We start from the raw sequence: 16,268 nt of genomic DNA on the forward strand, positions 1-16,268 counted from the left end.
ACGGTCAAGTGCGGTAGCGGTCGTAGAGCGTGCGGGCCGCGTCGGAGGAAGGGTCGAGGCTCATGGCCCGGGTGGCACACGCGAGGGCTTCGGGCCGGTTTCCGGAACCGAAGTGACTCAGGCCCTGGTAGACCAGCGCCACCGAGCGGTTCTGGTCGTTGTCGGCCACTTGGTACGCCTGCTTCGCGGCGGCCAGCGCGGCTGGATAGCGCGCCGCGTCGATGAGCGTTCTGACCGACGCCAGGGCGTCCTCGAACTTCGTGCGGGCGAGCAGTTGGGGGGCACTTGCGTTGCCGGGATCCCACTTCAGCGCCGTCTCGTACGCCACGACGGCGGTGCGGTTGTTCTGCGCGATGTACAGTCCGCGGTCCACGAAATGCGCGCCGAGCGCACTGTTGGCCGGGAGGTGCCCCTTGCCCGGGGTGCAGAGCGGGGCGAGCGCGTCGGCGAACTTGCGCGCTCTTCCGACCACCTTGCGCATTTCCTCGGTCTCCCGCATTTGGTAGAGGCAGGTCTGCAGCCCGTTGAACCAGTCGAGTCCGGTCTGCAGCAGGCGGGGCAGTGGAACTCCGAGTCCGATCAGCGGTTCCAGCTTGCGGATGCCGGACTCGTAGTCCTTGTCGATCCCCTCGGACAGCCGCGCGATGGCGGCCGGGTCCTTGACCGCCTTCTCGGCGGTCTGGATGACCTCGGCACACCAGTCGTCGGTGACCGAACCGGCGAGCGCGGAGATCTCGGCCCAGCGCCCCGCGTCGACCGCCACGGTCCACGGGATGCCGTGGCTCCGCAGGAGTTCGCGGACGGCGGACTCGCCCTGACGGGCGGCGTCCAGCACCTTCAGATGCAGCCGGGCGGTGTCCCGCTCTCCTGCCTGGAGGGCCTCGGCACCGAGCTTGCGGTGCATGCCGAACAGCTCCCGGCACACGATGCCGCGCAACCGGGTTTCCGCCTCGGGCTCGGCGGGCGTCTCGCCGTGCTGCTCCCAGAATCCCTCCGAGGCCAGCAGCAGGGTCCACAGCACGGTCGCGCGGGCGAGGTAGCGGCCCGCTCGGGCGGTGGGTGCGGGCGCGCCGAGTGCCATCCCCCGGTACAGCAGGGCCAGGGTGTGATGGAACCGGACGTCGTACTCCAGGGTGTGCAGGCAGTCCGCCCAGCTTCGCTCGACCCCTTTGCGCCCGCCCGACTTCAGGGCGCCGGACAGCTTGGTGTCGGCCTCGACGGCTGCCTCCAGGGCCGCGTAACGGCCGGGCCGCTCCCAGGGGACCTGCTCCTGCTCGGCTTCGGGGAAGAGGTGGCCCAGCAGGCGGCCGATGTGGACGTCGAGTTCCAGGCCGCGCGCGAGCGATTCGGCTCCGCCGCGCGACGGGACGCGTTTCAGCGCGGGTCCCGCCGCCGGTTGCAGGTCGGCGGCCTGGCGCAGCAGCTTCGCGCTCCGCAGCGGATCCTCCGCGTTGCGGGCGGTCACGGCCTTGTAGCAGAGCAGCCGGGCGTACTGCGCCGGGATGGGGCCCAAGTCGCGCTCCGCCGCGTCGGCCTCGTAGTACGCGAGCATCCACTGCTCTTCCGCCAGTTCGTACTCCCCGATGGCGGTCGCGCAGCCCGCCAGGGTCGCCGGGTCGAATCCGGACCCGCCGTTGCTGATGAGCCGTTTGACGAGGACGGCCAGCGGGTGGCCCCGGCCGGAACGGGGTTTGGCGCCACCGGACTTGCCCGACTTGCCGCTGCCGCCGGGCTTGCCGCCGGTGCCCGAAAGCAGCGCGGGCAGCAGCTTGTTGATGTCGGTGACGGCGGCCAGGTCGCAGTCGGCCGCGGCTGCGGAGAGCAGGCCCAGGCACCGGCTCGGATCGCTCTCGACGAGCCCCGCCGCATGGATGACCCGGAGCAGGGCGGCCCGCTCTCCGGACCCGTCGGGCGGGGGTGTCGCGGGCGGGCGGCCCTCCAGGACGTCGGCGAGCAGGGCGCACACGGCGCTGTCCGGTGGTGCGGCCCTCAACTGCCGTACGGCGGCGGCAATGTCGCCCCGCGAGAGGTCACCCGCGGCGGAGGCCAGCGCCAGCACCGGCGGCACGGCGCCGGACGGTCGCGCCGCCTGCACCGGTGGCCGTCCGGCGGCCGGCAAAGCCATCGCGGCGGCCGTGATCCCACCGGCCAGCGCGTGCACTTCGGGCGAGGGGGGCCGGTCCGCCAGATCCCGCACCAGCAGGGCGAGGGCGTTCCGGCGGCCGGGATCCTGGCTGAGCATGCCCGCACGGGTGAGCGCCGCGGCCAGCGCGGTCACGGTCGGCGGGTGCGGCTCGTCGGCCTCCTCGACCAGGGCGATCAGCCGCCCGCACAGCCCAAAGCCGGCGGCTTCCGGGTGCTCGGCCAGCAGCGCTAGGCCAAGCACCCATTCCGCCCAGGGGTGTTGCCGTACGGAGGGCGACGGCCCGTCGCCCGGTGCGGGGCCGGTCCCGTAGGCGACCGTCCGGGCGGCCAACAGCAGTTCGGCCGCGTCCGGGGGCAGGGCGTCCGGCCCGGCGGCGACGGCTCTGCCGAGATCCCTGGCCGCCTGCCGCGCGTGGTACGGGGCGTCCTCGGGGTCCAGGGTCGAGCCCTCCCCGGCCAGTTGGTGCAGCCAGACCGCGCCCAGCACATACGGCACCTGCGGCAGCTGACGGACCCTCAACTGCTCCAGCCGGTCCGCGATCGCCTCGTCCGCCCCGCCCCCGGCCGCCTCGGCCCACGCCCTCAGCAACTCCGCCTTCGCGCCGGTCCGCCCGGCGAGCAGCCGGTGCGCCCTGGCCGGACGGCGCTCCCCCAGGTGGTGTGCCGCCAGCACCAGCGCCGCCCGCTCGTGCCCGAGCGCCAGGGCCGCCCCGAGTAGCCGCCGCCCCTCCTCCGGCTCCTCGCGCAGCGCCAGCAGCCCCGACCACAACAGCCGGTCGGCCCGCGGCAGCCGCCGGTACAGCGGTTCCCTCAGCAGCTCCGCCATGTCCGCCGCCCCCGCCGCCCGGCCGTACGCCTCGCCCAGGGCCGTACGTAACGCCTCCAGCCGCTCCGGCAGGCCACCGCCCTCCTCGGGCATCCCGAGCGCGGGCCGGTCCGGGGTGTCGGGCGGCCGACCGCCCCCGGCCAGCTCGCCACGGACCTCGGCGATCCGCTCGTAGCCGGGCGGGACGGCCGCTGCCGCGTGCGCCGCGTTGGTGCTGGGCACCGCGTCCGGCTCGGCGTCCAGCAGCAGGCAGGCGAGCGCCCAGTCGTCGGCGCCCTGGGTCATCGCGCCGGTGAGGCCCCAGAGCCCGGCGCGGTCACCGGACAGCAGCTGCGCCCAGGCGGCGTGGTAACGCCACTGCGGGAGGGAGGAGTCGTCCGAGGCGAGGGGCAGAAGGAGATCGCGGGCCCGCGCGGCGTCACCGTCCAGCAGATGCAGGCGGCCGAGGGCGTAGGCGAGCCAGGGGCCCGCCTCGCGGGTCAGGTCGAGTGCGACAAGGCGGCCGGCGGACGGGGGAGGTGCGTCGGTGTCGGAGTCGAACCAGGCCAGCACGAGGCCGAGTTCGGCCGTCGCGGCGACGTTCGGCGCGGATTTGTGGGCGGTGGTGAACGCCCACTCCGGGATGCTCGCGGCCCGACCGTCGCGTACGTACGCGATCAGAAGTCCGAGGAGGGCGGTCTCGTCGCGGGGGTCCGCCGCGCAGGCGGCGAGGAAGCAGTCCCGGGCCGTGTCGAGTTCCGCGGTGACGAGCAACCGGTAGAGCCCGGCCGCGCGGTCCGCCCCCGGCAGCCCCGCCGCCGCCAGCGCGAACGCCTGGCGCAGCTGTGCCGGGTCCGAGGAGAAGTCCACCCGCAGCACAGCGGTGGCGAGTTCGACGACCGCAGGGGGCCGCGGACCGGACCGGCCCAGCAGGTCCGCGTAGACCTTGAGGCGGGCGTCGTCCCGCTCGCCGGACCGGGCCAGGTCGTCCGCAAGTGAGGCCCTGGCCTGGTCCTGGACCGACTCCGACCAGTACAGCCGGGTCAGCAGTTCGTTGGCCTGGGGCCCCTCGCCGCGCCCCAAGCGCGCCGTGGCCAGCGGCCGGACCGCCTGGTCGAGGGGGATGGCACCGGCCTCCGCGACGAGCCCGCCGATCCTCTCCAGCGCCTCGAAGTCGGGCTCGGTCAGCAACTGCCGGAACGGCTGTCCGACCATGGACCGTAAGAACTCGGTCCACATCTCGGTGGCCGTCTCGGGGCGCTTCTCCATCCGCTCCTGGACTTCGCGCAGCCGCACCAGGCCGCTGTGCGGGTCGGGGTCGTCGAGGGCCGCCTTCCACTGCCTGCGCAGCCGCCCCGAAGGACTGAGGAGGTCGCCGAAGGATGATGGCGGACTCATGCCGCTGTACTCACCCCCTGTCCCTCTCGCGCCGCAGGAGATCCTCGAAGTGCGTTGCCTGATAGACGTTCCCGGCCCGCCGGTAGGCGTCCGCCGCACGCGACAGCAGGGCGCAGCGTTCCTTCCGGGTCCGCAGCAGGGCGCTGTTGCGCACCAGCTGCCAGGCTTCGGCGAGCCGCCGCGCGGAGTCGGCGGGATCGCCCTGTGCGTCGAGCAGGCGGGCGAGTTCGTTCAGCAGGGCCAGCCTGACGGCGGGCGGGAGGTCCCCGGAGGGGGAGTCCAGGCACGTGCGCAGGGTGCGGCACGCGGCGGCCGGATCGCCGTCGGCGGCCTGCTTGCGGGCCTGCTCCAGCGCGTTTTCACCGGGCGGCGGGCGATGGGCACCGGCCTCGGCGACGGCCAGCGCGTCCAGAAGCTCCGCCGCGCTGCGGAAGCGCCTCGCGGGGTCGAACTCCAGGCAGCGCAGGACCACGGCGTCGGTCTCACGCGTCACGGTGTTGTTCAGCCGTGACGGCGGGGCCACCGAGCGGCCCACCTTCTTCTGCTGGTACAGCCAGTCGCCGTGCAGCGAGTCGGGCATGCCGGGGGGCGGTATGAGGTGTTCGTAGGGGAGCCGGCCGGTCAGCCCCTCGTACATCAGCACCCCGAGCGAGTACAGGTCGGAGGCGGGCACGCTCTGGCCCTGGGAGGTCTCGGGAGCCATGTAGGTGAGGGTGCCGGCGACTCCGGGGACGGTTCCGGACTCCAGCAGCCTGGCGGCGAGGCCGAAGTCGATCAGCCGTACGGTCAGGTCCGAGCCCAGCAGGACGTTGTCCGGCTTGAGGTCCCGGTGCAGCAACGGCTGGTCCAGGGCGTGCAGTCCGCGCAGCGCCACACAGATCTGCCGCGCCCAGTTGAACAGCAGCTTGGCGGGGACCGTCTTCAGGGTCGCGAACTGGGCGGCGAGCGTGGTGCCCTGGACGAACTCCATCACCAGGAAAGCCCGGCCGCCTGCGTCGTGGGCCAGCCCCCCGTCGTACACATGGACGAGGTGGCGACGTGCCTCGGAATCGGTCAGCCCGTCCATCGCCTCGGCCAGCCGCAGGATGTCGGCGAACTTCTCCTGGGCGTCCTCCTCGGTCATCCCCGCGTCCCGGGAGATCTTGCAGGCGACCCGACGGACGGGGCGGCCGAGGATGCGCTGCTCGCTGAGGAAGACCGCGCCGAAGGCACCGCCGCCGATCCACTTGGTGAGCAGATAGCGGTCGTTGATCACCCGGCCCTCGAACGACCGCAGGTCGGTCCCGGCTCCGTCACTCATGGCCTGGTCCTGCCTCCGCCGCCGGGGTGAAGCGGACGTCCGTCCGTGCTCCGCCGCCGGGTCCGACCGGACGGAAGTCGAGTTCGATGCGGGCGCACTGCCGGAACTCCTCCTCGCGGCGCTCCTGTTCGAGAAGGATGGGATTCTCGATCAGGTCCGAAAGGATCTTCGCGATGATGCGGCCGCCCTCCTTGCCGCCCGACTTCTCGTTCATCAGATGTCCGCGATCTGCGGTGTAGAGGATCAGCGATTCGGGGACGATCAGTTCCTTCTCCCGTTTGTCCAGCCAGAATTCGCGCTGTCGGTCGACGAGTTTGCGGCAGATGCCGGTCATCGCGTCCAGGTCCAGCGGGCGGAACACGATGATCCGGCGGATACGCGCCACGAACTCGGGAGTGAAGACAGGGCCGCCCCGCACGTGGTTCCCGATCTGCGGCAATGCTTCTTTCACGCCGGCGACGATCTCCTCGTCGGACCGGCCCTCCCGTGTCATCCGGGAAATGATCTCCTGGCCCGCGTTGCTGGTCAGGATGAATATCGCCCGGTCCCCATGGGCCTTGACGCCACGCTGGTCGACGATCCAGCCCTCGTCGAAGAGGTTGAGGAAAGGCCGCCACACCTCGGGGTGCGCCTTCTCCGCCTCGTCGAGCAGGAAGACGCAGTACGGGTCCGCGTTCAGCTCGTTGATGAGACGGCCGCCGCGCTCGAAGCCGATGTATCCCGGCGGGGAGCCGATGATGCCCGACACGCTGTGCGGCTCGGAGAAATTCTCCATGGGGTAGGTCTGCAGGCGCTTGGAGGAGGAGTAGAAACTCGCGACCGTCTTCGCCAGCTCGGTCTTGCCCGTGCCGGTCAGCCCGGCGAAGAGCATCACCGAGGCGGGGCCGCTGCTCGCCCCGGCCAGGCCCGACTTGATGCGGCGCAGCTCGCTCGCGACCACCTCGACCGCTTCCTGCTGGCCGAAGACCGAGCCGCCCAACGCCTGTTCGTAGTCGGTCCGTTCACCGCCCGTGCCGGCGATCTGCCCGGCGGGCACGCCCGACACCTCCGCGATGACCCGCACCACGTCCTCGGTGTCCACCACGGCCCGGGTGTCACCGAGCTGCGTACGGCGGTAGTCCAGGTCCTCGCAGGCCCGGCGGAGCACCTTGACGGCGGCGAGCGGCAGCCGCTGGTTGAGGATGTAGTCCCCGGACATCACGACCGCCCGGTCGACGGCGCGGTCGTCGACCTCGGTCCTGAACTCCGCCTCCAGCGCATCCGCCGCCTGACGGACCATGTCCCGCGCGGAGGCTCGGTCCGGCTCGGTCATCTCGATACGGGTGGTGAGTTCGCGCAGGGCGTGGTCGGCGGCCAGCAGGTCGTCGTACTCCTGGTCGGACAGCACCCCGACGAGGTGGATCCGGCGCTCCTTCAGCGCGCTGCGCAGGGCCGGTACGTGGTCGGTGCCGCCGGGGCCGCGGAGCATCGCCCCGAGCCCGTCCAGGCACACGATGAGATCGGTACGCCCGGCCACATGGGAGATGATCCTGGCGAGTTTGGCGCCGCTCTCGATGTCCGGTACGTCACGGCAGTCGACGTGCAGCAGGCGCTTGCGCCGCAGGAAGGGCAGCTCTCCGGCCGCCGCGCGCCTGGCCAGTTCGCGCACCAGGCTGGTGGTGCCGACCCCGGTGGGCCCGGTGATCAGCACATGGTTGTCGGTCGTACGGTGCAGGGCCCGGCCCAGTGCGTCGAAGTAGCGCTCCAGATGCCGGGCGGGCGGGATCCCCTGGGTCCGCGCCAGCCAGGTGAGGTCCTCGGCGGGGGGTAATTCCGGCGGCAGGCGGAAGGAGACCTCGCGGGGTCCCGTGGCGCGGGCCTCCCTGACTGCCTGGGCAAGCAGCTCACGCATGCGGGCGAGGTCCACCCGGAGCGGCTCGGCCTCGAACACCGACGCCAGCCTCGGCGGTGGATCCTCAAGTAAGGCGTCGAGCAGATGCGGTGTGTCGACCAGCTCGGCGCCCCAGACCACGGCTGACCGCTGGGCCCGCCGGAGCAGGGCGAGCAGCGGTTCGCCCAGGCCGTCGCGGTGCAGCGGCGGCGCGTCCTTGCCGTGCTGTGACAGCCGGAAGGCGCCGCTGAGCATCTCCGCGACCTTCGCCAGGCCCAGCTGCGGCGGGATCTGGAGCCGGACGAGCCGCTCGGTCAGCCCCTCCGTCTCGCCGAGCAGGGCGAGGAAACAGTGCGGTGGCAGCAGGCGGTCGTACCCCAGCTCACCCGCGCGCTCCGCCGCCTGCTCCAGAACCGCCCAGGCGTCCGCCGAGAACTCCTCGGAGCGCAGCCGCCCGGTGTCGTCAAGGAGGGCGGGGGGCGGCTCGGTGCTGACGCGGACCTGGTCGCGCAGGGTCCGCGCGGCGGCCGCCGTGTCGAGGATCCGCAGGAACTGCCGGTCATCGGGGTCGGGATGGTCCAGCACAGAGGCGATGAGCAGTTCGAGGCAGACCGGGCGCAGCCGGTCCTCGTCCCGGGCGAACTCCGTGGCGAAGCCGTCGAGGGCGGTCAGCGTCTCCGGTGTGAACCGCTCACGCCGTCCGTCGAAGTCGAAGTACTGCCCGTCCAGGCTCCCCGGGTTGTACACCGCGATGGTTTCAAGGAGATGCCGCGGCTGAGCACCCTCAGCGAGCGTGAGCGCGAGGACCGACAGAACTCCCTGGTCGCCGGAGTCGATCGCGGCGTAGAGGATGTCACTGGGCCGAACTGTCCCCGAGCAGCGCTGAGTTGCCGCTGAGAGAATGTCGATCGCTCGTTCGTCCAGAAGTGTGTGCGGAGTGAAGATCCCCTCCGAAAACAGCGACAAAACGACGGCACCCCCGTACCCGTTCCCGGCACACCATGGTCGCGGACAATACCGGAGCCGATGGCGCTTTCCCCATTGCCCACATAATTTCACACGGGTCCGACAACGCCTGCCGTCAATGGCCACATCGGCGGGATCCACAGGTTCCCAACTGGCCTGCCCTCAGCACTCGATGATGTTCACCGCAAGCCCGCCCCGAGCCGTCTCCTTGTACTTGACGCTCATGTCCGCGCCCGTCTCCTTCATGGTCTTGATGACCTTGTCGAGGGAGACCTTGTGGGAGCCGTCGCCGCGCATGGCCATCTTCGCGGCCGTGACGGCCTTCACGGCGGCCATGCCGTTGCGCTCGATGCAGGGGATCTGGACGAGGCCGCCGACCGGGTCGCAGGTGAGGCCGAGGTTGTGTTCCATGCCGATCTCGGCGGCGTTCTCCACCTGTTCGGGGCTGCCGCCGAGGACCTCGGCGAAGGCGCCGGCGGCCATCGAGCAGGCCGAGCCGACCTCGCCCTGGCAGCCGACCTCGGCGCCGGAGATGGACGCGTTCTCCTTGAAGAGCATGCCGATGGCTCCGGCCGCGAGCAGGAATCGTACGACCCCGTCCTCGTCGGCGCCCGGCACGAAGTTGATGTAGTAGTGCAGGACCGCCGGGATGATGCCGGCGGCGCCGTTCGTCGGGGCGGTGACCACGCGGCCGCCCGCCGCGTTCTCCTCGTTCACCGCCATCGCGTACAGGGTGATCCACTCCATCGCGTGGGCCAACGGGTCGCCCTCGGCGCGGAGTTGCCGCGCGGACATGGCCGCGCGGCGGCGGACCTTGAGGCCGCCGGGCAGGATGCCCTCGCGGGCCATGCCGCGCGACACGCACGCCTGCATCACCCGCCAGATGCCGAGGAGCCCCTCGCGGATCTCCTCCTCGGTGCGCCAGGCGCGCTCGTTCTCCAGCATCAGCGCGGAGATCGACAGGCCCGTCTCGCGGGTCAGCCGGAGCAACTCGTCGCCGGTGCGGAAGGGGTACTTCAGGACCGTGTCGTCCAGCTTGATGCGGTCCTCGCCCACCGCGTCGTCGTCGACCACGAAGCCGCCGCCGACCGAGTAGTACGTCTTCTCGAGCACCAGCTCGCCGGAGGCGTCGTACGCGAAGACCGTCATGCCGTTCGCGTGGTACGGCAGCGTCTTGCGGCGGTGCAGGATCAGGTCGTCGTCGAAGGAGAAGTCGATCTCGTGCTCGCCCAGCAGCCTGATGCGGCCCGCCGACCTGATCTCCTCGACCCGGCCGTCGGCCCCCTCCACGTCCACCGTGCGCGGCGAGGCGCCCTCAAGGCCGAGCAGCACCGCCTTGGGGGTCCCGTGCCCGTGCCCGGTCGCGCCCAGCGAGCCGTACAGCTCGGCGCGTACCGACGCCACCGACTCCAGCAGCTCCTCATTGCGCAGCCGCCGGGCGAACATGCGGGCCGCGCGCATCGGGCCGACCGTGTGGGAGCTGGACGGGCCGATGCCGATCGAGAACAGGTCGAAGACCGAGATGGCCACGGGGACTCCTCAAAACAGGGGTGGAACAGGGGGTGGGGTGTCCCGCACGCGTTCACTGACGAACGCTCTCCTACGAGTGTGCGGGACACCCCACAAAAAGGAACTACTTGTTCAGACCGGGGTACAGCGGGTGCTTGTCGGCGAGGGCGGTGACCCGGGCCTTCAGGCTTTCCACGTCGTACGACGGCTTGAGGGTCTCCGCGATGATGTCCGCGACCTCGGTGAAGTCCTCGGTCGTGAAGCCGCGGGTCGCCAGCGCCGGCGTACCGATGCGGAGGCCCGAGGTCACCATCGGGGGGCGCGGGTCGTTCGGGACGGCGTTGCGGTTGACCGTGATGCCGACCTCGTGGAGGCGGTCCTCGGCCTGCTGCCCGTCCAGCTCGGAGTGGCGCAGGTCGACCAGGACGAGGTGCACGTCCGTGCCGCCGGAGAGCACCGAGACACCGACCGAGGTCACGTCGTCCTGGACGAGCCGCGCCGCCAGGATCCGCGCACCGTCGAGGGTCCGCTGCTGGCGCTCCTTGAAGTCGTCGGAGGCGGCGACCTTGAAGGAGACGGCCTTGGCGGCGATCACATGCTCCAGCGGACCGCCCTGCTGACCCGGGAAGACCGCCGAGTTGATCTTCTTGGCGAGCTCGGCCGTGGACAGGATCACGCCACCGCGCGGACCGCCCAGCGTCTTGTGGGTGGTGGTCGTGACGACATGGGCGTGCGGTACGGGGTTCGGGTGCAGGCCCGCCGCCACCAGACCGGCGAAGTGCGCCATGTCGACCATCAGGTACGCGCCGACCTCGTCCGCGATCCGGCGGAACTCGGCGAAGTCCAGCTGACGCGGGTACGCCGACCAGCCGGCCACGATCAGCTTCGGCTGCGACTCCTTGGCGAGCTTCTCGACCTCGGCCATGTCGACCTGGCCGGTGGCGTCGTCCACGTGGTACGCGACCACGTTGTAGAGCTTGCCGGAGAAGTTGATCTTCATGCCGTGGGTCAGGTGCCCGCCGTGGGCGAGGTTCAGACCCATGATCGTGTCGCCGGGCTTGATCAGCGCGAACATCGCGGCCGCGTTGGCCTGGGCGCCCGAGTGGGGCTGCACGTTGGCGTGCTCCGCACCGAAGAGCGCCTTCACGCGGTCGATGGCGATCTGCTCGACGACGTCGACGTGCTCACAGCCGCCGTAGTAGCGGCGGCCGGGGTAGCCCTCGGCGTACTTGTTGGTCAGGACCGAGCCCTGGGCCTCCATGACGGCGACCGGAGCGAAGTTCTCCGAGGCGATCATCTCGAGGGTGGACTGCTGGCGGTGCAGTTCGGCGTCGACGGCGGCGGCGACGTCCGGGTCGAGCTCGTGCAGGGGTGTGTTCAGAAGCGACTTGGATTCAGACATGGGGACTACGACTCCTCAGCCGGCGGTGAAAGCGGTGTACTCGTCGGCGGAGAGCAGGTCTTCCGGCTCGTCCGCGATGCGCACCTTGAACAGCCAGCCGCCCTCGAAGGGGGCCGAGTTCACCAGGGCCGGGTCGTCCACCACGTCCTGGTTGAACTCCACGATCTCGCCGGTGACCGGGGCGTACAGGTCGCTCACCGACTTGGTCGACTCCAGCTCACCGCAGGACTCACCCGCGGTGACCGTGGCACCGACCTCCGGAAGCTGGGCGTAGACGACATCGCCGAGCGCGTTGGCCGCGAACTCGGTGATGCCGACCGTCGAGACGCCGTCCTCGGCGACCGACAGCCACTCGTGCTCCTTGCTGTAGCGCAGCTGCTGGGGGTTGCTCATGGCCTGAATTCTCCTGTACGCGGGGGAGTGCTGATGACGGGGGAGGGGTGATGACCAGGGCGGATGGTGCCCGGTGTCACTTCTGGCACGCGCGGCCGGGCCGGTGGCCCGGCACGTGCCCCAGTGTCACTTCTGGCGCTTGTAGAACGGCAGTGCCACGACCTCGTAGGGCTCGTGACTGCCGCGGATGTCCACACCGACTCCGGCGGTGCCCGGAGCGGAGTGCGTGGCGTCGACGTACGCCATCGCGATCGGCTTGCCCAGCGTCGGGGACGGGGCGCCCGACGTGACCTCGCCGACGACCTTGCCGTCGGCGACGACGGAGTAGCCCGCGCGCGGGACGCGACGGCCCTCGGCGATCAGGCCGACGAGCACCCGCGGGGGGTTCTCGAGAGCACGCGCGGCGGCCTCGGAGAGCGCCTCGCGCCCCACGAAGTCGCCCTCCTTCTCGAACTTCACGACCCGGCCGAGACCAGCGTCGAAGGGGGTGAGCGAGGTGCTCAGCTCATGCCCGTACAGCGGCATGCCCGCCTCCAGGCGCAGGGTGTCCCGGCAGGACAGACCACAGGGGACGAGCCCGGCCGGGTCGCCCGCCTCGGTGAGGGCCTGCCACACCTTCTCGGCGTCGCCGGGGGAGACGAACAGCTCGAAGCCGTCCTCTCCGGTGTAGCCGGTGCGGGCGATGAGCGCCGGGACGCCGGCGACCGTGCCGGGCAGACCGGCGTAGTACTTCAGGCCGTCGAGGTCGGCGTCCGTGAGGGACTTGAGGATGCCGGGGGACTCCGGGCCCTGGACGGCGATCAGCGCGTACGCGTCACGGTCGTCACGCACGACGGCGTCGAAGCCGGACGCCCGCTCCACGAGTGCGTCCAGCACCACCTGGGCGTTCGAGGCGTTGGCGACGACCATGTATTCGGTCTCGGCCAGCCGGTACACGATGAGGTCGTCGAGGATGCCGCCGTCCGCCCGGCAGATCATGGTGTAGCGGGCGCGGCCGACGCCCACCGAGCCGATGTTGCCGACCAGCGCGTAGTTGAGGAGCGCGGCCGCCTGGGGCCCGGTGACCGTGATCTCGCCCATGTGGGAGAGGTCGAAGAGGCCGGCCTTCGTGCGGACGGCGAGATGCTCGTCGCGTTCGGAGCCGTAGCGCAGGGGCATGTCCCAGCCCGCGAAGTCGGTCATCGTCGCGCCGAGCGAGCGATGCAGGGCATCGAGCGCGGTGTGACGGGGTGCGTTGCTGCTCATCGGTGGGGCTCCCAAGGCATGACGGCGAGGTCGTTCCTCCCCATCTGTCATCGGAACCTGAGAGGTTCATCACGACCCCGCGAAACGGTGGTCATGATTTGCACCTTGGGTGGAGCCACTGGTCAGCAGCCCGCTTTTCAGATGTGCCTCGCCCGCGCGGTACGGGGCCTGAGAGATTCAAGGGAGGGACTTGCTCCTTCGGCGCCCAGGACGGTGTGACAAGACCTGGGACTCTCCCGCGCGGATTCAAGCGGCCGGTATGCAGTTGGCGGGCACATCATTGCACGCGCCGTCCGATACTGGCAGTCCGCATCTGTAACCGCCCTGTGGCAGATCGATTACGGAAACAGGAAGCACCGCGCATTACCTTCTCTTTACACTCGGCGGGGATGGGACTCCAGACCCATGGGGAGGACGATCACGGTGAACAGGACCACTGCGTACGCGACGACCGCGGGCCTCGCGCTGCCCAAGCAGCCCGGCGCCCCGGCCCGGGAGGCGTGCGACCCGTTCCCGACGGCTGTCGTCCGCGACCTCAGGGACCGCGCGGGCCACAGCCCGCACGGTCTGCACTTCGGCACATCCGACGTCGTCGTGGTCACCGGGCTCCCCGGCAGCGGCAAGTCGACCCTGATGCGCCGCGCCGTCTCGGGCCCGCGCATCGACTCGCAGGACACCCGCGACCGTTGGGACGGACACGTGTCCCGCTGGCTTCCGTACGCGGTCTACCGCCCCCTCGTCCGCCTCGCGCACTACACCGGCCTGCACCGCGCGCTGCGCTCCGGCGCCGGAGTGGTCGTACACGACTGCGGCACACAGGCCTGGGTGCGCCGCTGGCTCGCCCGCGAGGCCCGCCGCCGGGGCGGCACCCTGCACCTGCTGCTGCTCGACGTCACGCCGGGCACGGCCCTCGACGGCCAGCGCGAACGAGGCCGAGGCGTCTCGCGGTACGCGTTCTCGCGCCACCGCGGCGCGGTCGCCCGGCTGCTGCGCTCCGTGGAGAAGGGGGACCTGCCGGAGGGCTGCGGCTCGGCGGTGCTCATCGACCGGGACGCGGCCGACGTGCTGCGCCGGATCGACTTCGGCGGCTGAGCGGCCGGGAGCGGCTGAGATGCCGTACGAGCCCACTAACCTTGCCAGCCGGAACACCGGAACAGTGGTTCACAGCAGGCGGTAGACAGATGGACTTCCCAGCCTTCCCCGACTTCCCTGGCCTCCCGGCGCAGGCGCACCCCCATCCACACGGCGGATGGCCGGGCAACGAACTGGAGGAAGTGCTCGCCGCGTCCCTCGGCGTGCCCGCGGGGCCCTCCTCGGGCGCCCGCATCGTCGAGGTCCTCGGCCGCAGCTTCGTCTGGGTCCCGCTGCCGAACGGCGGCGGTCCGAACAGCGGCCCGCTCGACCTGCCGACGCTGGAGATCGCCGGTCAGGCGTACGTCCCTGTCTTCAGCTCCGAGGAGCAGTTCCGCCAGGTCACCGGCGGGCACATGTCGTACACGATCGCGCCCGCCGTCGAGTTCGCCCGCGGGCTGCCCCCGCAGATCGGCATCGCGGTGAACCCGGACGGTGTGGTCGGCGTACCGCTGCCGCCCCCCGCGGTCGCCGAGCTGTGCCGCGCCGGGCGTACGCCCCTGGACGGATCCGCGAGCGGCGGCCGGGTGCGGCTCTTCGAGCCGGACTGGCAGGACGACCCGGTGGACTTCCTGGCCGCGGCCTCCGCCGAGTTCGCCGGCACCGGCGTCGTGCTGACCGCCCGCCGCTGCCTGGCCAGCATCGAGGGCGGCACGCCCGTGATGTTCATCGGCGTCGAACTCTCCCTCTGGGAGGGCGAGGCCCGCACACTTCCCCTGGACGCACTGGGCCGAGCGCTCGGCCGGGTCGCGGTGCCGTGGCCGGTGAACCTGGTCCTCCTGGACGTGGCCCAGGACCCGGTCTGCGACTGGCTGCGCCAGCGGGTGCGGCCCTTCTACCAGCACGGTCACTGAAGGCGCCCCGTCAGGGGCGCGGGGCTGTGACATATGCGGCTCCGCCGCGTGGGCGCGAGCAACCACGACGGGCCCGCGGCAGCAGAACGGCAGCAAGTCCCGAGCTCCAACACGGCTTTCGGAGCGGAGCGACGACGCTGTCAGGGTCGCCGCTTAAGCTGGTTTCATAACGTCGGTCGAGGTGTTGTACACGAAGGGGCTGTAAAGGTGAGCGCTGGCACAGCCGCGGCTGGGCAGGTCGAGCACATGCTGCGCCAGGTGACGCCCGGGCGTTACGACGCCTACGAGGCGCTGCTGCGCGCGCTCGCGGCCCCGTCGGCCGGCCAGGTCTGGATGCTGCTCTGGCACGGCCAGGCCGGCTCCCCGGACGCGCAGTACGGGAACATGGAGGTGGACGGCTTCGGGTACGCGCCCTGTGTCACCTCCGCCCAGGAGCTCTCGGCCAGCGGCTGGAACCGCAGTTACGAAGTCGTCGACGGCCTCGACGTGGCCCGCACCCTGTACCCCGACCAGTTCGGCCTCTGGCTGAACCCGCACGCCCCCGGCGGCGGCGTCGGCATCCCCTGGCTCGACCTGCGCCGAATCGCCACGGGCCTGGAGCGCCAGCCCGCCGGCCCGCTCAGGCTCTCCGAGCCGGGCATCGAGATCCCGCAGTTCTACGCCCTGCTCACGCAGAACGCGCACCGCACGTCAGCCGTGCGCTCGCTGCGCCGCGCCTGGGTGCAGCCCGCGCTCGGCGCGCCCTACCTGGCCATCGGCCTCGATGTGTACGACACCTCGCCGCCCGCCGTCGACTCGGTGCGGGCGATGATGCAGCAGTCCATCGGCGCCGTGCCGGACGGGCTGCCCGTCTCGACCGTCGCGATGTCCGACGAGTACGACCCGGTGGCGATGTGGCTGCGGTCGAACGCGCGGCCCTTCTACGACCGTGAGGCGCACGCGGCCCCGGCGCAGGCGCAGGCCCCGGTGGCGGGTGGCTACGGCTACCCGCAGTCCCGGTCATACTGATCTCCACACCATCATCACGACCTGGTCTCCGCCCCGCCGCGCCCTGATTCTGTCCGTCGCAACGTCGCGTCTGACCTGCGTATCAGGAGATGTAAGGGCTGCATGTCCCCTTTGAGGCTGACACTGGCCGAAAGGGCCCTGCATGGCCGCTTCCACCCCAACTGCCCCCTGTCCGCCGGGCGTTACCCGCTGTTCGGATAACGGAATCCCCTTAACCGCATCACGGTTGCGCATACTTTCTC

General features: G+C 71.2%; 10 protein-coding genes and 1 riboswitch. Of the genes, 3 read left to right on the top strand and 7 right to left on the bottom strand.

Annotated features, from left to right (window positions below; all coding sequences use genetic code 11):
* Positions 1-4: 4 nt before the first annotated feature.
* The 7 genes from OG219_RS33585 to gcvT form a co-directional block, all read right to left on the bottom strand.
* Positions 5-4,348 (bottom strand): hypothetical protein, encoded by a 4,344-nt coding sequence (locus OG219_RS33585; protein ID WP_266832895.1) that lies wholly within the window; start codon positions 4,346-4,348, stop codon positions 5-7.
* A gap of 10 nt (positions 4,349-4,358) precedes the next feature.
* Positions 4,359-5,648, bottom strand: coding sequence for a serine/threonine-protein kinase (locus tag OG219_RS33590; RefSeq protein WP_266832897.1), 1,290 nt, complete (start codon positions 5,646-5,648; stop codon positions 4,359-4,361).
* Positions 5,641-8,484 (bottom strand): AAA family ATPase, encoded by a 2,844-nt coding sequence (locus tag OG219_RS33595; protein WP_266832899.1) that lies wholly within the window; start codon positions 8,482-8,484, stop codon positions 5,641-5,643. The genes OG219_RS33590 and OG219_RS33595 overlap by 8 nt, the downstream gene beginning before the upstream one ends.
* Before the next feature lie 162 nt (positions 8,485-8,646).
* Positions 8,647-10,014, bottom strand: coding sequence for an L-serine ammonia-lyase (locus tag OG219_RS33600; protein WP_266832901.1), 1,368 nt, complete (start codon positions 10,012-10,014; stop codon positions 8,647-8,649).
* 103 nt (positions 10,015-10,117) lie between these two features.
* On the bottom strand, positions 10,118-11,395 hold the full coding sequence (gene glyA / locus OG219_RS33605; protein ID WP_266832903.1) for a serine hydroxymethyltransferase: 1,278 nt from the start codon (positions 11,393-11,395) through the stop codon (positions 10,118-10,120).
* 15 nt (positions 11,396-11,410) lie between these two features.
* Complete coding sequence (gcvH, locus tag OG219_RS33610; protein WP_266832905.1) at positions 11,411-11,788, bottom strand: glycine cleavage system protein GcvH; 378 nt, start codon at positions 11,786-11,788, stop codon at positions 11,411-11,413.
* 126 nt (positions 11,789-11,914) lie between these two features.
* Positions 11,915-13,033, bottom strand: a complete 1,119-nt coding sequence (gcvT, locus tag OG219_RS33615) for a glycine cleavage system aminomethyltransferase GcvT (protein WP_266832907.1) — start codon at positions 13,031-13,033, stop codon at positions 11,915-11,917.
* Positions 13,034-13,180: 147 nt separating this feature from the next.
* Positions 13,181-13,282: riboswitch (glycine riboswitch) on the bottom strand.
* A 168-nt stretch (positions 13,283-13,450) separates the two neighbouring features.
* Here gcvT and OG219_RS33620 point away from each other — a divergent pair.
* The 3 genes from OG219_RS33620 to OG219_RS33630 all read left to right on the top strand — a co-directional run bounded on the left by OG219_RS33620 (position 13,451) and on the right by OG219_RS33630 (position 16,026).
* Complete coding sequence (locus OG219_RS33620; protein ID WP_266836325.1) at positions 13,451-14,125, top strand: AAA family ATPase; 675 nt, start codon at positions 13,451-13,453, stop codon at positions 14,123-14,125.
* 89 nt (positions 14,126-14,214) lie between these two features.
* Positions 14,215-15,018 carry an enhanced serine sensitivity protein SseB gene (locus tag OG219_RS33625; protein WP_266832909.1) on the top strand — a complete coding sequence of 268 codons (804 nt, stop codon included), beginning with the start codon at positions 14,215-14,217 and terminating at the stop codon, positions 15,016-15,018.
* A gap of 207 nt (positions 15,019-15,225) precedes the next feature.
* Complete coding sequence (locus OG219_RS33630) at positions 15,226-16,026, top strand: enhanced serine sensitivity protein SseB C-terminal domain-containing protein (protein ID WP_266832911.1); 801 nt, start codon at positions 15,226-15,228, stop codon at positions 16,024-16,026.
* Positions 16,027-16,268 lie beyond the last annotated feature (242 nt).

Origin of the sequence: Streptomyces sp. NBC_00038 (assembly GCF_026343635.1) — a bacterium.
Lineage (GTDB): Bacteria > Actinomycetota > Actinomycetes > Streptomycetales > Streptomycetaceae > Streptomyces.